General features: G+C 69.2%; 19 protein-coding genes. 9 read left to right on the forward strand and 10 right to left on the reverse strand.

The genetic code is table 11. The features are described 5' to 3' along the window. Positions 1–44 precede the first annotated feature (44 nt). Both NFC98_RS16255 and NFC98_RS16260 read right to left on the reverse strand, forming a co-directional pair. Complete coding sequence (locus NFC98_RS16255; protein ID WP_302055079.1) at positions 45–374, reverse strand: multidrug efflux SMR transporter; 330 nt, start codon at positions 372–374, stop codon at positions 45–47. Next, positions 374–1,075, reverse strand: coding sequence for a methyltransferase domain-containing protein (locus tag NFC98_RS16260; protein WP_254275944.1), 702 nt, complete (start codon positions 1,073–1,075; stop codon positions 374–376). The genes NFC98_RS16255 and NFC98_RS16260 overlap by 1 nt, the downstream gene beginning before the upstream one ends. A gap of 350 nt (positions 1,076–1,425) precedes the next feature. Here NFC98_RS16260 and NFC98_RS16265 point away from each other — a divergent pair, with 350 nt between their 5' ends. The 3 genes from NFC98_RS16265 (at position 1,426) to NFC98_RS16275 (ending at position 4,128) form a co-directional block, all read left to right on the forward strand. Beyond that, positions 1,426–3,306 carry a beta-ketoacyl synthase gene (locus tag NFC98_RS16265; protein ID WP_254277865.1) on the forward strand — a complete coding sequence of 627 codons (1,881 nt, stop codon included), beginning with the start codon at positions 1,426–1,428 and terminating at the stop codon, positions 3,304–3,306. 5 nt (positions 3,307–3,311) lie between these two features. After that, positions 3,312–3,791 carry a pantetheine-phosphate adenylyltransferase gene (coaD, locus tag NFC98_RS16270; RefSeq protein WP_254275945.1) on the forward strand — a complete coding sequence of 160 codons (480 nt, stop codon included), beginning with the start codon at positions 3,312–3,314 and terminating at the stop codon, positions 3,789–3,791. An 88-nt stretch (positions 3,792–3,879) separates the two neighbouring features. Then, a complete protein-coding gene (locus tag NFC98_RS16275) occupies positions 3,880–4,128 on the forward strand; it encodes a YfhL family 4Fe-4S dicluster ferredoxin (protein WP_183333757.1) in 249 nt (82 codons plus the stop codon). A gap of 80 nt (positions 4,129–4,208) precedes the next feature. On the opposite strand, the gene NFC98_RS16280 is transcribed toward NFC98_RS16275, so the two are convergent. After that, positions 4,209–4,523: a hypothetical protein gene (locus NFC98_RS16280; RefSeq protein WP_254275946.1), complete on the reverse strand. Its 315-nt coding sequence runs from the start codon at positions 4,521–4,523 to the stop codon at positions 4,209–4,211. A gap of 212 nt (positions 4,524–4,735) precedes the next feature. On the opposite strand from NFC98_RS16280, the gene NFC98_RS16285 reads away from it, so the two are divergent. The 5 genes from NFC98_RS16285 (at position 4,736) to NFC98_RS16305 (ending at position 9,247) form a co-directional block, all read left to right on the forward strand. Beyond that, on the forward strand, positions 4,736–5,347 hold the full coding sequence (locus tag NFC98_RS16285) for an outer membrane beta-barrel protein (RefSeq protein ID WP_254275947.1): 612 nt from the start codon (positions 4,736–4,738) through the stop codon (positions 5,345–5,347). 103 nt (positions 5,348–5,450) lie between these two features. Then, positions 5,451–6,824: an MATE family efflux transporter gene (locus NFC98_RS16290; protein ID WP_254275948.1), complete on the forward strand. Its 1,374-nt coding sequence runs from the start codon at positions 5,451–5,453 to the stop codon at positions 6,822–6,824. Between the two features lie 109 nt (positions 6,825–6,933). Beyond that, a complete protein-coding gene (locus NFC98_RS16295; protein WP_254275949.1) occupies positions 6,934–8,244 on the forward strand; it encodes a short-chain fatty acid transporter in 1,311 nt (436 codons plus the stop codon). An 84-nt stretch (positions 8,245–8,328) separates the two neighbouring features. Further along, on the forward strand, positions 8,329–8,718 hold the full coding sequence (locus NFC98_RS16300) for a DUF1622 domain-containing protein (protein ID WP_254275950.1): 390 nt from the start codon (positions 8,329–8,331) through the stop codon (positions 8,716–8,718). Positions 8,719–8,743: 25 nt separating this feature from the next. Next, positions 8,744–9,247: an acyl-CoA thioesterase gene (locus tag NFC98_RS16305; protein ID WP_254275951.1), complete on the forward strand. Its 504-nt coding sequence runs from the start codon at positions 8,744–8,746 to the stop codon at positions 9,245–9,247. Between the two features lie 4 nt (positions 9,248–9,251). Here NFC98_RS16305 and NFC98_RS16310 read toward each other — a convergent pair whose 3' ends face one another. The 3 genes from NFC98_RS16310 to NFC98_RS16320 all read right to left on the reverse strand — a co-directional run bounded on the left by NFC98_RS16310 (position 9,252) and on the right by NFC98_RS16320 (position 10,598). Further along, positions 9,252–9,572 carry an I78 family peptidase inhibitor gene (locus NFC98_RS16310; protein WP_254275952.1) on the reverse strand — a complete coding sequence of 107 codons (321 nt, stop codon included), beginning with the start codon at positions 9,570–9,572 and terminating at the stop codon, positions 9,252–9,254. Positions 9,573–9,647: 75 nt separating this feature from the next. Then, positions 9,648–9,779: an entericidin A/B family lipoprotein gene (locus tag NFC98_RS16315; RefSeq protein ID WP_254275953.1), complete on the reverse strand. Its 132-nt coding sequence runs from the start codon at positions 9,777–9,779 to the stop codon at positions 9,648–9,650. Between the two features lie 72 nt (positions 9,780–9,851). Beyond that, a complete protein-coding gene (locus tag NFC98_RS16320; protein ID WP_254275954.1) occupies positions 9,852–10,598 on the reverse strand; it encodes a sulfite exporter TauE/SafE family protein in 747 nt (248 codons plus the stop codon). Positions 10,599–10,722: 124 nt separating this feature from the next. On the opposite strand from NFC98_RS16320, the gene NFC98_RS16325 reads away from it, so the two are divergent. Next, a complete protein-coding gene (locus NFC98_RS16325; RefSeq protein WP_254275955.1) occupies positions 10,723–11,172 on the forward strand; it encodes an HIT domain-containing protein in 450 nt (149 codons plus the stop codon). On the opposite strand, the gene NFC98_RS16330 is transcribed toward NFC98_RS16325, so the two are convergent. The 4 genes from NFC98_RS16330 to NFC98_RS16345 are packed head-to-tail and all read right to left on the reverse strand — an operon-like array spanning position 11,154 to position 13,804. Continuing rightward, complete coding sequence (locus NFC98_RS16330) at positions 11,154–12,185, reverse strand: nickel/cobalt transporter (RefSeq protein ID WP_254275956.1); 1,032 nt, start codon at positions 12,183–12,185, stop codon at positions 11,154–11,156. The two genes, NFC98_RS16325 and NFC98_RS16330, sit on opposite strands and share 19 nt — an antisense overlap. After that, on the reverse strand, positions 12,176–12,844 hold the full coding sequence (locus NFC98_RS16335; RefSeq protein ID WP_254275957.1) for a DUF1007 family protein: 669 nt from the start codon (positions 12,842–12,844) through the stop codon (positions 12,176–12,178). The genes NFC98_RS16330 and NFC98_RS16335 overlap by 10 nt, the downstream gene beginning before the upstream one ends. Positions 12,845–12,896: 52 nt before the next feature. Next, a complete protein-coding gene (locus tag NFC98_RS16340) occupies positions 12,897–13,256 on the reverse strand; it encodes a hypothetical protein (RefSeq protein ID WP_254275958.1) in 360 nt (119 codons plus the stop codon). Then, on the reverse strand, positions 13,253–13,804 hold the full coding sequence (locus NFC98_RS16345) for a hypothetical protein (RefSeq protein ID WP_254275959.1): 552 nt from the start codon (positions 13,802–13,804) through the stop codon (positions 13,253–13,255). The genes NFC98_RS16340 and NFC98_RS16345 overlap by 4 nt, the downstream gene beginning before the upstream one ends. Between the last annotated feature and the right edge of the window lie 79 nt (positions 13,805–13,883).

Consider the following 13,883-nt stretch of genomic DNA (forward strand, 5'->3'; position numbering starts at 1 on the left):
ACATGAAACGTTACCCGGCAGCCAGGGAATGAACGGGCTCTAGCCTAGTGACCCGAGACCGAGGAGAAAAGCTGAATCACCACCACGCCGCCGATGATCATCGCCATGCCCAGCAGCGCGGGCAGGTCGGGACGCTGGCCATAGACCACCACCCCCACCGCGGCGACCAGCACGATCCCCAGCCCCGCCCAGACCGCATAGGCGATGCCCACCGGAATGCTGCGCAGCACCAGCGACAGCAGGTAGAAGGCCAGCAGGTAGCTGACCGCCACCAGGACGCTGGGCCACAGCCGGGTGAAGCCGTCGGTAGCCTTGAGGGCGGTGGTGCCGACCACCTCGGCGACGATGGCCAGGGCCAGGTAGACGAAGGGCATCAGGACTCTCCTTGCAGGACGGGAACCCGGTCGGGGGCGTGGGGCAGGTCCACCACCAGCCGCCAGAGCGCCTGGCCGCTGGCGTGGTACTTCGCCTCGAAGGGCGTCAGGAAGGCGTCGCCCGGCCGGTAGCGCGACGCCTCCGCCACGATCCCGGTCGCCTGGGTCAGCGCCAGGGCGAACTCCTCCACGTAGAGGCGCCAGTTCGAGCGCAGCTCCAGCCGGCCGCCCAGGGCCAGGATCACCGGGAACACCGGGTGCCCCTGCCAGCGCATCTTGAGGTGGGCCGCCTTGGGATAGGGGTTGGGGTAGAGCAGGTAGTGGCGCGCCGGGCGCCAGCCCGCGGCCAGCGCCAGGCGCCAGAAGTCCACCAGGTCGGCGCGCACCAGCAGGGCGTTGTCGGGCAGGGCGCCATGGTCACGGGACAGCCGGTCGGCGCTGCGATCGACGCCGATCACCGCATGATCGGGAAAGCGCTCGGCCAGCCGGCGGGTGGAGAGCCCCACGCCGCAGCCGGCATCGAGGATCAGCGGCCGGTCGGCGCGAGCGGCGAGCCAGCGGGAGGCCGCCGCGAAGGCCTCACGGGTATGATCGGCCACCGGCTTGCGCAGCGGGTGCTCGAGGGCACGCGACACCCGGCGCGCCAGGTCCTCGTGGGGGCCGGACTGGTTGGTGACGATGGCGCGGGAGCTGGCAGGCATGGCGGCAACCGGACGACGACAGGGCCAGGCATTCTACCAGCCTCGACGAGCTCGGGCAGGTCGTTGCCCGGCGCGTCGCCGGGAATGAAAAAAGGGCGCACCCCGGTGAGGCGCGCCCATGACCACTCGCATGACTCAAACAGCCGTTTCATCCTGGCATGGCGGAGCGTGATTTTCAAACATTCGTTTCACTGCCGGCCGGTCCCGGCCGGCGCCCGATGGCCGCCGCCGCCGCATGACGCCGCCGCGGGCCGGGTGCTATGATCCATGGCCTGATACCTATAACGACTCGCAGACATCAACAGCACAACGAGGAACCCGGCTTGTCACATTTACCGGTGATCGTCGGCATGGGCGGTGTGAATCCCGCCGGCAGAACCTCGGGCCACCAGGCGTTCCGGCGCACCGTGCTCGACGCCCTGTCCGAAGACGACCAGGCCCGGACCCTGCTGGGCCTGGCAGCCATGATGCGCCTGGCCAGCGGCCAGGAGGACGGCAGCTGGAAGGATGCCATGGGCCAGCCGCTCGACGCGGCCTCCATCGTCGCCCAGACCCGGCAGCAGGTGCTCGACCACACCCTGATCCGCCGGATCGAGGACCCCCGCTTCAATGACGAGGGCCTGCCGGCCAACCGTCGGGCCAGCCTCGCCCTGGACTCCCCCCTGATCTTCCGCATCCGCCGTCGCCAGCTGCCGGACGACCTGCCGCCCACCTGGCAGGTACGCGAGCTCGATCGCCACACCCTGGAAGTCACCGTTCCCGCCGGCCACATGGACGTGATGCTGCCCGAGACCCGCCAGGCCCAGGTGCGCGCCGCCGGCCAGCTGCCCTCGGGCTTCGAGCCCAGCACGCTCTACCGCAGCGTGCACCACCCCCGCGGGCTCTCCATGGCGATCTTCGCCGCCAGCGACTGCCTCGGCGACAGCGGCCTCTCCTGGGACAGCCTGCGCGACCGGCTCGACCCCGACGCGGTCGCTGTCTATGCCGGCAACTCCATCGGCCAGCTCGACGACGAGGGCTGGGGCGGCCTGCTCAAGAGCTTCGTCTCCGGCAACCGGGCCACCTCCAAGCAGATGCCGCTGGGCTATGGCCAGATGCCCGCCGACTTCCTCAACGCCTACGTGCTGGGCAGCGTGGGGGGCACCGGCGCGGCGCTGGGCGCCTGCGCCAGCTTCCTCTACAACCTGCGCCTGGGGGTGGACGACATCCAGGCCGGCCGCCGCCGGGTGGTGATGGTCGGCACCGCCGACGCCCCGGTCACGCCCGAGATCATCGAGGGCTTCCGCGCCATGGGCGCCCTGGCCGACGACGACAGCCTCAAGGCCCTGGACGCCCTGGAGCTGCTCACCGATGCCGACTACCAGCGCGCCTGCCGCCCCTTCGCCCGCAACTGCGGCTTCACCATCGCCGAATCCAGCCAGTTCGTGATGCTGATGGACGACAGCCTGGCGCTGGAGGTCGGGGCCGAGATCCTCGGCAGCGTGCCCGCCGTGTTCGTCAACGCCGATGGCTGGAAGCGCTCTATCTCCGCCCCCGGCATCGGCAACTACATCACCCTGGGCAAGGCCGCGGCCTTCGTGCGCGACATGCTGGGCGAGCGCGCCCTGCGCGAGCGCACCTTCCTGCATGCCCACGGCACCAGCACCCCCAAGAACCGGGTGACCGAGTCCCATGTCTTCGACCTGGTGGCCCGGGCCTACGGCATCCACGACTGGCCGGTGGTGGCGGTCAAGGCCTACGTCGGCCACTCCCAGGGCAGCGCCGCCGGCGACCAGATGGCCAGCGCCCTGGGCAGCTTCGCCCACGGCCTGCTGCCGGGCATCGCCACCCTGGATGCGGTGGCCGATGACGTCCATGCGGAGCACCTGCGGCTCTCCCGCGACCCGCTGCGCTTCGCCGCGGACGCGGCCTTCATCAATGCCAAGGGCTTCGGCGGCAACAATGCCACCGGCGTGGTGCTCTCCCCGGGGGTGACCGAGCGGCTGCTGGTGCAGCGCCATGGCGAGACCGCCGTGGCCGCCTGGCAGGCCCGTCGCGAGGCCACCCGCGAGGCCGCCGCCGACTATCGCCGCCGCGCCGACCTCGGCCGGTTCCAGGCCCGCTACCGCTTCGGCGAGGGCGTGCTGGAGGGCCCCGAGCTGGAGGTCAGCGATACCTGCATCCGCATTCCCGGGTATGCCCGCCCCGTCTCGCTGGCGGTGGACAACCCCTTCGGCCGACTCGAGGACTGACACCGATGAACATCGCCGTCTATCCCGGCACCTTCGACCCCATCACCAATGGGCACTTCGACCTGATCGAGCGCGCTGCGCACCTGTTCGACAAGGTGGTGGTGGCCATCGCCTCGAGTCCCGGCAAGGGGCCGGCGTTCGACATCGATTCGCGGATCGCCCTGGCCCGCGAGGTGGTCGCCGGCCTGGACAACGTCGAGGTGGTGGGCTTCTCGGGGCTGATGACCGAATTCATGAAGGCGCAGCAGGCGCGCATCCTGCTGCGCGGCCTGCGGGCGGTCTCGGACTTCGAGTACGAGCTGCAGCTCGCCAACATGAACCGCGCCCAGATGCCGGAACTCGAGACCGTCTTCCTGACACCGGCAGTGGAGAACTCCTACATCTCCTCCACCCTGATCCGCGAGATCGCCAAGCTGGGCGGCGACGTGTCGCAGCACGTGCATCCCGGGGTCGCCGCGGCGCTGAAGAGCCATTACAATACCTGACCAGAACGGTCGGGCTTGACCCGCGCCGAGACAGCACCCTGCCGGGGCACGCCCATCGCGCCGGCCAGAGACTTCCGTGAGGTACCCCATGGCCCTGATGATCACCGACGAGTGCATCAACTGCGACGTCTGCGAGCCCGAATGCCCCAACGGCGCCATCTCGCCGGGGGAGGAGATCTACGTGATCGACCCCAACCTGTGTACCGAGTGCGTCGGCCACTACGACGAGCCGCAGTGCCAGCAGGTGTGCCCGGTGGACTGCATTCCGCTGGACCCCGAGCGCAAGGAGAGCCATGACGAGCTGATGGCGAAGTATCGCCTCATCACCGCGGCCTGAGGCCCGGTCTCCGCCTGCCCCCTGCTGCAACGCAGAACGCCCCGCCATCGTGCGGGGCGTTCTGCGTTCCGGGCCTTCCCCTACAGTTCGTCGGCGCGCTTGCTGACGGTGCAGCCCAGGCAGCGCCGGAACGTCGCCTCGGCCGGGGTCTTGATCAGCGTCTCGGCGGCGGTGTCCACCCCGCCCCCCAGGGCGGTGAAGGGCAGCGACACCAGGAACACCGCGGTGCCGGCCACGGTGGCCACCGCCAGCAGCGGCCGGGCGATCAGCGCATCGGCCACCATGGCCCCGCCGCTGGGTTGGGCCTCCATCCGCTGCTGCTGGGCCACCGCCGGCGTGCTGCCCAGCGCCACCACCAGCGCCAGTATGAAGAAGAATACGGTCCGCTTGCCCATCGCTTTCACTCCCCTGCTCCCTGCAGTCTCTGCTGCCGTTGTCGCCCTGCCAGTACCAGCCAACCGATACGCCGGGTATGGCACTAACCATTGTTAGCTTCTAGAATGCCCGAGGTTACATCCTTTCACAGGATCTTACATCAGGGTAGTCGGCTTTCGCCGCCAGCCCAACCCGCAGGCCCCGCCTGCCCCACCATGCAATGGAGCGCATGATGAAACGTCTGATCGCCACCGCCGCCCTGGCCACCCTGGTCGCCACCCCCGCCCTTGCCCAGAGCTATCAGTACAACCCCGATGAAGGCCCCTATGTGGGTGCCGGCCTGGGTTACTCCAAGCTGGATAACGATACCCTTGATTGGCTCGGCAGCATTGGTGCCAATACCGATGACAGCGATACCGGCTACAAGCTGTTTGTCGGATACCAGTTCAACCCCAACTTCGCCATCGAAGCCAGCTATGTGGATTTCGGTGACTTCACTGCCAGTGGTGCAGGAGGCGGTGACAGTGCCGAACTGAAGCTGGGCGTGGATGGTTTCACGGCTGCTTTGGTTGGCAAGCTGCCGATCCAGAATGGTTTCAGTGTCTTCGGCAAGCTGGGCCTGATTGCCTGGGATGGCGATCTAAGCCTCAATGCGAATATTGACGGGGAGTCTTATCGGGAATCTGGTGGCGAAGACGGCACCGACCCGTACTATGGCATCGGTGCCGAGTACGAGGTCGAGCGCGTCATTATTCGAGCCGAGTTCGAGCGCTACGATATCAGCGAGAGCGGCGAGGACTTCGAGATCGACCTGATCTCCGCCAGCATCGGCTACCGCTTCTGAGCCATCGCCACTGCCCTGCCGCCGCCCCGCCCTCGCGCGGGGCGGTTGCGTTACGGGATGGGCGGCGCCAAGATGGCGCGTTTTCGCCGCCCGCAGGACTGTCGTGAACCGCTCCACCCCCGACGCCGCCCGCCCCGAGGCCGCTCGCCGTCGCATCTGGGCGCTGGCCTGGCCGATCATCCTCTCCAATATCACCGTGCCCCTGCTGGGGCTGGTGGATACCGCCGTGGTGGGCCACCTGCCGGACTCCCGCTACCTGGCCGCGGTGACCCTGGGCGCCACCCTGTTCAGCTTCCTCTACTGGGGCTTCGGCTTCCTGCGCATGGGCACCACCGGGCTGACCTCCCAGGCGGTGGGCCGCGAGAACGACGGCGAGGTGCGCAACCTGCTGGGCCAGTCGCTGCTGCTGGCTGCCGGCATCGGCGCGCTGCTGATCCTGCTCTCCCGCCCGCTGATCGCGCTGGGCCTGTGGCTGCTCGACGGCAGCGAGGTGGCCACGGCCCTGGCCGCCGAGTATGCCCAGATCCGCATCCTCTCGGCACCGGCGGTGCTGGCCAACTACGCCATCCTCGGCTGGTTCCTGGGCCAGCAGAACTCCCGGGTGACGCTGGCCATCCTGGTGCTGACCAACGGCGTCAATATCGTCCTCGATCTCGTCTTCGTGGTGGGGCTGGGCATGACCAGCGACGGCGTGGCCTGGGCCACGGTGATCGCGGACTATACCGCCCTGGCCTTCGGCCTGTGGCTGGTGTCGCGCCAGCTGAAACTGCTGGAGGGCCGCTTCCTGCGCGAACGGCTGCTGAGGCTCAGCGCCTACGCCGAGCTGTTCTCGGTCAATGCCAACCTCTTCGTGCGCACCATGGGGCTGCTGTTCGCCATGGCCTTCTTCACCTCCCGGGGCGCGGTTCAGGGCGACACCGTGCTCGCCGCCAATGCCGTGCTGCTGCAGTTCATCATGCTGACCAGCTACGCCCTGGACGGCTTCGCCCATGCCGCCGAGGCGATCACCGGTCGCGCCGTGGGCCGCCGGCGCTGGGACGAGTTCGGCCAGGCGGTGCGCAGCGCGGCCGGCTTCTCGCTGCTCACCGCTGGCGCGGCCTCGCTGGCCTTCGCCCTGGGCGGCGAGTGGTTGATCGCCCTGCTCACCGGCCTGCCGGAGGTGCGTGCCACCGCCGGCGACTACCTGCCCTGGATGGTGGCGATGCCGCTGATCGCGGTGTGGAGCTACCTGCTGGACGGGGTCTTCATCGGCGCCACGGCGATCCGCGAGATGCGCAACAGCATCTTCGCCGGGCTCGCCGCCTACCTGCCCGCCTGGTGGCTGCTGCAGGCCATGCTGCCCCCGGCGCTGGAGAACCACGGCCTGTGGCTGGCCTTCCTGCTCTTCGCCGTGGTGCGCTCGGCGGTGCTGGGCGCCTACTACCGGCACCACCGCCGCCACCGCTGGTGCCCGGATGCCGCCTCGCCAACCTCATGACAGGACCCCACGGGGGCCCGAACGTTGAGGCAAGGGTGGCGCAACTGCCTGTCACTGCGCTACTTTCTGTGTGACACGCCAATATCGATAACAGAAGAAGGGAACATCCATGCTCAAGGCCCTGTCGAGACCGGCCGTCAAGCTGGTCGAACGCTACCTGCCCGACCCCTACATCTTCGTGCTGCTGCTGACCATCATCGCCGCGGCCGCCGCCATCGCCGTGGAGCGCCAGACCCCGCTGGCGGTGATGCGCATGTGGGGCGACGGCTTCTGGAACCTGCTGACCTTCTCCATGCAGATGCTGCTGGTGCTGGTCACGGGTTTCATGCTGGCCAGCTCGCCGCCGGTGAAGAAGCTGCTGCAGCGCCTGGCCGCCCTGGCCAAGGGGCCCGGCGGCGCCATCCTGCTGGTGACCTATGTCTCGCTGGCCGCCAGCTGGATCAACTGGGGCTTCGGCCTGGTGGTGGGGGCGCTGTTCGCCAAGGAGCTCGCTCGCCTGGTGCGCGTGGACTACCGCCTGCTGGTGGCCAGTGCCTACTCCGGCTTCGTGGTCTGGCATGGCGGCCTGGCCGGCTCCATCCCGCTGACCATCGCCACCGACGGCCACTTCAGCGCCGACCAGATCGGCGTGATCGGCACCGGCTCGACCATCTTCGCCTTCTTCAACCTGGCCATCGTGGCCTGCCTGTTCATCGCCATCCCGCTGGTCAACCGGCTGATGCTCCCCGACGAAAACGAGAGCGTCTACGTCGACCCCAAGCTGCTGGGCGATGACGAAGAGACCCGGGTACGGATCACCCGACCGGCCGAGCGTCTCGAGAACAGCGTCATCCTGGCCTGGCTGGTCGGCATCCCCGGGGTGCTCTTCCTCCTCGACCACTTCTTCCTGCGCGGCGGTGGCCTCAACCTGAACATCGTCAACTTCCTGTTCCTGTCCCTGGCCATCGTGCTTCACCGCACCCCGCGCAGCCTGCTCGAGAGCCTCAACGAGGCGATCAAGGGCGGCGCCGGCATCGTGATCCAGTTCCCCTTCTACGCGGGGATCATGGCGATCATGGTGCAGTCCGGCCTGGCGGCCACCATGTCCGAGGCGCTGGTCTCCTTTGCCACCGAGACCTCGCTGCCCTTCTGGTCCTTCATCAGCGCCGGCATCGTCAACCTCTTCGTGCCCTCCGGCGGCGGCCAGTGGGCCGTGCAGGCGCCGGTCATGCTGCCTGCCGCCGAGGCACTGGGCGTGGACGTGTCCCGAGTGGCCATGTCGGTAGCCTGGGGCGACGCCTGGACCAACCTGCTGCAGCCGTTCTGGGCGCTGCCGGTCCTGGCCATCGCCGGCCTCAAGGCCAAGGACATCATGGGCTTCTGCCTGATCCAGCTGTTCATCACCGGGGCGATCATCTCGGTGGGCCTCACCTGGTTCTGAGCCCCGCCCTGCCCCGAGGATCCCCGGCCCGGCGCCGGGGATCGTGTTTCACGGGCCGCCGGCCCGCCCGACGGGAGCCCTCCGATGTCGCTCTTCCTCGCCGTGATCACGACCGTCACCCTGGTCATCGAGACGCTGGGGGTGATGATCATCGTCGCGGGCTTTGCCATCGCGACCTGGCGCTTCCTCAAGCACCGCAACTTCTACGACAACCGCCACGCCTACCTGGAGTATCGCCACGGCATCGGTCGCTCGATCCTGCTGGGGCTGGACTTCCTGATCGCCGGCGACCTGATCAAGACGGTGATCGTCATGAACAGCGGCGAGCAGGTGGCTACCCTGGCCGCCGTGGTGCTGATCCGCGCCTTCCTCGGCTTCACCCTCCATGTGGAGGTGGAAGGCCACTGGCCTTGGCGTCCCCCTCACCCACCCCAGCGGCGCCGCAATCACGACGATGAGCCCGGCGATGCCTGAGCCCCCTGCCACGAGGACCCCGCCCATGGAAGAGACTGCCCTGCCCGGTCAGCACGAGCTGAGCATGACCGTCCTGATGACTCCCGACATGGCCAACTTCAGCGGCAAGGTGCATGGCGGTGCCATCCTCAAGAAGCTCGATGAGGTGGCCTATGCCTGTGCCAGCCGCTATGCCGGCCACTATGTGGTGACCCTCTCCGTGGACCAGGTCCTGTTCAAGCAGCCGATCCACGTCGGCGAGCTGGTCACCTTCCTGGCCAGCGTCAACCACGTGGGACGCTCCTCCATGGAGATCGGCATCAAGGTGGTCGCCGAGGACATCCGCCACAAGGTGATCCGCCACACCAACAGCTGCTACCTGACCATGGTGGCGGTGGACGACGACGGCAGGCCGGCGCCGGTGCCCCCGCTGGCGCTGACGACCCGGCTGCAGAAGCTGCGCTTCGAGAAGGCGGCCCTGCGCAAGAAGCTGCGCAAGCAGGCCGAGGAGGAGGAACGCCGCACCCAGGCGGAGCACGGCGTGGAGTGAGGCGTCAGCCGCAGCCGATCTCGGTGATGACATCGTCCGCGTCCAGGCGGACGTTGATGCGGTCGCTGCGATAGTCGAGGGTGACGGCCTGGCCGGGGCGGATGACGCGCAGGCTCGCCGCCCGGCTCTCCCGCTGGATCGACTCGCCCAGCGCCTCGCTGTACTCGCGCCCGACCCGATCCTGCACGTGTTCCGCCCCGCAGGCGGCACTCGTCTCCACCCGGGGCGGCGGCGGCGCCGATTCATGGGGCTGCGGGGAGCTCATCCCGGCACAGCCGACCAGCAGCAGGCTGGCGATGACGGCGGGAAGCAGCTTGAGGGGCATGGCCTTCTCCTCTTCCTTGATGAAAAGACCGGAGCGGGTCCCCCGCTCCGGCCTGTGGCAGTTCCTTGCAGCGGATCAGTCGGTGGAACGCTGTATCGCTTCCCCGCCCTCCTCGATGTCCTCGCCGACACCACGCCAGGTGTTGCAGCCAGAAAGCAGCGAGAGGGTGAACAGCGACAGCAGCACGATGGCCATGGTGCGTTTCATTGAGTTGCCTCCTTGCCCGTGGATCTTGGATACCCATATGCAATCTAGCACTACCGGCGGCACTCTGCCGCGCTATCCCAGCAGCAGCCGCAAGATAATCGCGACGATCACTGCGACGGTGAGCCACTTCACCACGAAGGCCCCCCGCGGGCTCATGTTGACCTTCACCGCCAGCCAGGCGCCCAGCATGCTGCCGGCAGCCAGCACCAGGCCATAGCCCCAGCGCACTTGATCGTTGACCAGAAACAGGGCCAGGGCCGGCAGGGTATAGACCAGGATGATCAGCACCTTGAAGACATTCACCTGGGCCAGGTCGATCTTGAGCATGCGGTAGAGCACCACCAGGAACAGCACGCCCACCCCGACCTGAATGAAGCCGCCGTAGAGGCCGATGGCGAACATCGCCAGGGTGACCGCCGGCGTGAGGCGCTCCGCCGTGAGCGGGCGGGTCGCCAGGCGCGGCTGGGGCAGCAGCATCAGCACCGCCGACCCCGCCATGACCGCGATCAGGATCGCCTCGAAGAGGGCATCGCCGGTCTGCAGGGCCAGCCAGGCCCCGATCAGCGAGCCGACCACCGCCGGCACCGAGAGCCGCAGCGACAGCGCCACATGGCGGGCACCGGCGCGGAAGAAGCTGGTCACTGCGGAGAGGCTCTGCAGCACGATCGAGACGCGGTTGGTACCGTTGGCCTCCTGAGCCGGCAGGCCCAGGAACATCAGCAGCGGCAGGGTCAGCATCGAGCCGCCCGCCGAGAGCACGTTGATGAAGCCGGCCACGGTGCCGATCGCCAGCAGGGCGAGCGCTTCGAGCAGGGTCATGCGGGCATCCTTGTCCTCCGGTGGCAGGCCGCACAGCATAATCCCCCCGCCACGAGGGGGAAACTCGCCGGGCGTTGTGTGCCATGATGCCGACAGGAAAGTGCCACGTGAGAGGAGACCGCCCATGGCCGATTTCGAAACGGACGCCCGCCTGGTGGCGGACACCTACCCGGTGACCGAGCTGCCGCTCTGCCAGCTGCGGCTGATGAACGACACCCGCTACCCCTGGCTGGTGCTGGTGCCGCGCCGCCATGGCGCGAGCGAGGTCTTCGATCTCGACGAGGACGAGCAGCAGCAGCTGTGGCGGGAGGGAACGGCGGTGGGGCGCGTGCTCAAGGAGGTGATGGGGGGCGACAAGCTCAATATCGCCACCCTGGGCAACGTGGTGGCCCAGCTGCACCTGCACGTGATCGTCCGACGCCAGGGTGACGATGCCTGGCCGGGGCCGGTATGGGGCCAGGGCGAGGCGACCCCCTACGACATGGACGCCCTGGCCGAGATGCGCGACCGCCTTCTGGCCGAGGTGGAGGGACTGGAGCTCGAGCCGGCGCCGGCTCAGCCGCCGAAGGGGTGACCCGCCGGCACCGACTCGGCGGGCGCCCCGCGCGAGGGCGGCTCGCCCAGCAGCGGCGCGCTGGCCGGCTGGCTGACGCCGGTCAGGGTCAGCGACACCCCCAGGGCCATGATGGCCAGCCCGCCCGCCAGGGCGGCCCAGCCGAGGAGGCGACCGGCACGACGCGCCTGGCGCTGGCCGGCCAGGCGACGCTCCGCCCAGCCCCGGGCGACCACGCTGGCCAGGGCCAGGGCCGAGACGGTGAGCGCGGTGCCCAGCGACATCACCAGTACCGCCGCCACCCCCACCGCGAAGTTGCCGAGCAGGCTGGCCGCTCCCAGCAGCAACACCCCCCCGCTGCAAGGGCGGATGCCGATGGCCACCACCGTGGCCAGCGCGGTGCGCCACTCCCCGGCCTGCTGCGGATCCACATGGTGGTGCCCCCCGCAGCAGGCCGCATCATGATCATGGCCATGGGCCCCATGAGGGCGATGCGCCTCGCCCGCGGTGGCCCCCGCCACGGCCGAGGTGGCGCGCAGCTGGCGGATGGCCCTCAGGCAGAGCCAGGCCCCCACCAGGGTCACCATGAGGAAGCTCGCCTGTTCCACCCAGGCCACGCTGCCCATGGCCTGGCGGGTCAGCCAGCCCAGGCCGTGCACCAGCACCACCACCAGGGCGATGGCTACCAGCCCCTGCAGCAGCGAGGCGGCGAAGGAGAGCGCCAGGGCCCGGCGCCGCGCGCCGCCCTGGGAGAGCAGGTAGGTGGTCAGCACCGCCTTGCCGTGGCCAGGGCCGGCGGCATGGAAGACCCCGTAGCCGAAGCTGATGCCGAGCAGGGTCATCCAGGTGGCCGGCGAGGGCGTTCCGGAGAGCTCGGTGATGGCCAGGGTCAGCGCCCGGTGGAAGTCACGCTGCCAGGCCACCAGCTGCAGGCTGAGCCCCTGGAGCCCCCCTTGCAACAGCAGCTGCCAGGCCAGAGCGGCCATCAGCAGGCCACCGACGAGCCATGCCAGGCGGGTTCGGGTCAGCGGCATGTCACCTCCCCGGTCTCGGCGAAGTGGCGACCGAGCCCGGGCTCGGCCTCGTCGGTGACGTCGAGCATCGCGGCTTCCATCACCTTCGCGGGATCCGGGTCGGCGGGCAGGATATGCGCCTCGCAGTCGAGCTCGCCGCCCAGCGCCAGGGCGTCGCCCGCCGGCGCACCGTCCTCCTCCTCGTGCACCACCTCGATGTAGTAGGTCGGGTCGAACACCTGGTAGCGCAGCATCCGGCCGTTCAGCGCCGTCGGGGTCTCCAGCGGCAGCAGGAAGATGAACTCCACCCGCCCGCCGCGCTCCAGCACGGTGTAGTCATTGACCTCGGCGAGGGCCAGGGGCTCGCCGTCGAGGCGAAGCTCGGTGAAGTAACCCTGGTCGACCAGGTTGTTGCGGATCTCGAGGCCGAGCTGGTCGAGGCCTGCCTCGAGGCCGCCTTCGCCCTCGGCGCGCCCCAGCTCCTCAAGCACCACCAGGCTGTAGAAGGGGTCCATGCGCCAGGCCTGGTGCAGCCCGGTGAGGCGCCCCTCGTCATCCACCACCAGGCGCATGCGCAGGTCGATCCAGCCATGGGGGTGAGCCTGTGCCAGGCCGCTCATGGCCAGGCACAGCAGCAGCGTGGCAGCCAGGGCGAGGTGGCGTCGCGGGTCATCGAACATGATCTCTCTCTTGTGCTTCACGCCATGCGAAAAGGTGAGCCGGAACTGGGGTTCAACGCCCCCTGCCCAGCTGCTCCTGCAACTCCACCAGCAGGCGGTCCAGGGTCTGCGGCGGCATCGGCCGCCCGCCCCGGGTCGCCGCCAGGCTCACCCGGCTCTGCTCGCCCTCCCCCGAGACCGCCACCCGCACCCGGTAGCCGGGCCAGCGCGAGAACACCGCCTCCAGACGACCCAGCTCGGCATCGGCATGGCGCACCACATAGCCGTTGGCCATCAACACCTGGGCCGAGGCGCGCAGCGTGGCGTCGGGGGCAAAGGGAACGTCGAGCTCCCGGGGCATCTCCCGGGGGGATGGCGTGGCGCAGCCCGACAGCAGCGCAGCGAACAGCAGTGCCAGCAGCAGGCGGCTCATCGGACACCTCCCGCCTCGATGGCGCCGCGCAGCCGCTGGCAGAACTCGGCGGTGCTGGCGCTGCGCGCCTCGGCCAGTTCGCCGCGCCAGTCGATCACCTGGATATCGCGGCTCACCCGCACCTCGCCATCGCCGGCCAGCAGCGAGACCCGCTCCAGCTGGGTAGCATCGCGGGTCAGGCTGCCCACGCCGCCGAAGCCGATCATCACCCCGCTGCTCACTCCGCCCCGGCCGCCGCCGATGCCGATCCCTCCGAACATCCCGCGGGTCTCCCAGCCATCGTAGCGGTCCCCGTAGCCGGGCAGGATGCGCGTCCGCTCGGCGCTCACCAGCCCCAGCGTCAGGTCGGTGTGGCGAATCAGGAAGCCCTCGGCCTCCAGGGCGTCGACGGCGGCGCGTACCAGCGACCGAGGAGCCTGGTCGCCGAGCGGCCAGCGGCACTCCGCCGCGGGGCGAGGCTCCGCCGCCGGCAGCGTGGAGGGCGTGGTCTGGCATCCGGCCAGCACCAGCACGAATCCCAGCACGGGAAGCAGCAGCCAGGGGCGCATGGGCAATCTCCGCTGAATGGATAGGGGCAGTGTACGCATCGCTCCGGGCCGTGGAAACGTCGGGCTTCAGCACACCGCC

This window comes from Halomonas sp. 3H (genome assembly GCF_024206005.1).
Taxonomy (GTDB): domain Bacteria; phylum Pseudomonadota; class Gammaproteobacteria; order Pseudomonadales; family Halomonadaceae; genus Halomonas; species Halomonas campaniensis.

Bases quoted from the DNA above. Each gene is read 5' to 3' on its own strand.
- NFC98_RS16310 (WP_254275952.1), bottom strand. From the start codon at position 9,572: ATGCCCCTCAAGCTGCTTCCCGCCGTCATCGCCAGCCTGCTGCTGGTC.
- NFC98_RS16300 (WP_254275950.1), top strand. From the start codon at position 8,329: ATGTCGCTCTTCCTCGCCGTGATCACGACCGTCACCCTGGTCATCGAG.
- NFC98_RS16330 (WP_254275956.1), bottom strand. From the start codon at position 12,185: ATGCCGCTGACCCGAACCCGCCTGGCATGGCTCGTCGGTGGCCTGCTG.
- NFC98_RS16335 (WP_254275957.1), bottom strand. From the start codon at position 12,844: ATGTTCGATGACCCGCGACGCCACCTCGCCCTGGCTGCCACGCTGCTG.
- NFC98_RS16265 (WP_254277865.1), top strand. From the start codon at position 1,426: ATGGGCGGTGTGAATCCCGCCGGCAGAACCTCGGGCCACCAGGCGTTC.
- NFC98_RS16305 (WP_254275951.1), top strand. From the start codon at position 8,744: ATGGAAGAGACTGCCCTGCCCGGTCAGCACGAGCTGAGCATGACCGTC.
- NFC98_RS16285 (WP_254275947.1), top strand. From the start codon at position 4,736: ATGAAACGTCTGATCGCCACCGCCGCCCTGGCCACCCTGGTCGCCACC.
- NFC98_RS16295 (WP_254275949.1), top strand. From the start codon at position 6,934: ATGCTCAAGGCCCTGTCGAGACCGGCCGTCAAGCTGGTCGAACGCTAC.
- NFC98_RS16280 (WP_254275946.1), bottom strand. From the start codon at position 4,523: ATGGGCAAGCGGACCGTATTCTTCTTCATACTGGCGCTGGTGGTGGCG.
- NFC98_RS16345 (WP_254275959.1), bottom strand. From the start codon at position 13,804: ATGCGCCCCTGGCTGCTGCTTCCCGTGCTGGGATTCGTGCTGGTGCTG.
- NFC98_RS16325 (WP_254275955.1), top strand. From the start codon at position 10,723: ATGGCCGATTTCGAAACGGACGCCCGCCTGGTGGCGGACACCTACCCG.
- NFC98_RS16315 (WP_254275953.1), bottom strand. From the start codon at position 9,779: ATGAAACGCACCATGGCCATCGTGCTGCTGTCGCTGTTCACCCTCTCG.
- NFC98_RS16260 (WP_254275944.1), bottom strand. From the start codon at position 1,075: ATGCCTGCCAGCTCCCGCGCCATCGTCACCAACCAGTCCGGCCCCCAC.
- coaD (WP_254275945.1), top strand. From the start codon at position 3,312: ATGAACATCGCCGTCTATCCCGGCACCTTCGACCCCATCACCAATGGG.
- NFC98_RS16275 (WP_183333757.1), top strand. From the start codon at position 3,880: ATGGCCCTGATGATCACCGACGAGTGCATCAACTGCGACGTCTGCGAG.
- NFC98_RS16340 (WP_254275958.1), bottom strand. From the start codon at position 13,256: ATGAGCCGCCTGCTGCTGGCACTGCTGTTCGCTGCGCTGCTGTCGGGC.
- NFC98_RS16255 (WP_302055079.1), bottom strand. From the start codon at position 374: ATGCCCTTCGTCTACCTGGCCCTGGCCATCGTCGCCGAGGTGGTCGGC.
- NFC98_RS16320 (WP_254275954.1), bottom strand. From the start codon at position 10,598: ATGACCCTGCTCGAAGCGCTCGCCCTGCTGGCGATCGGCACCGTGGCC.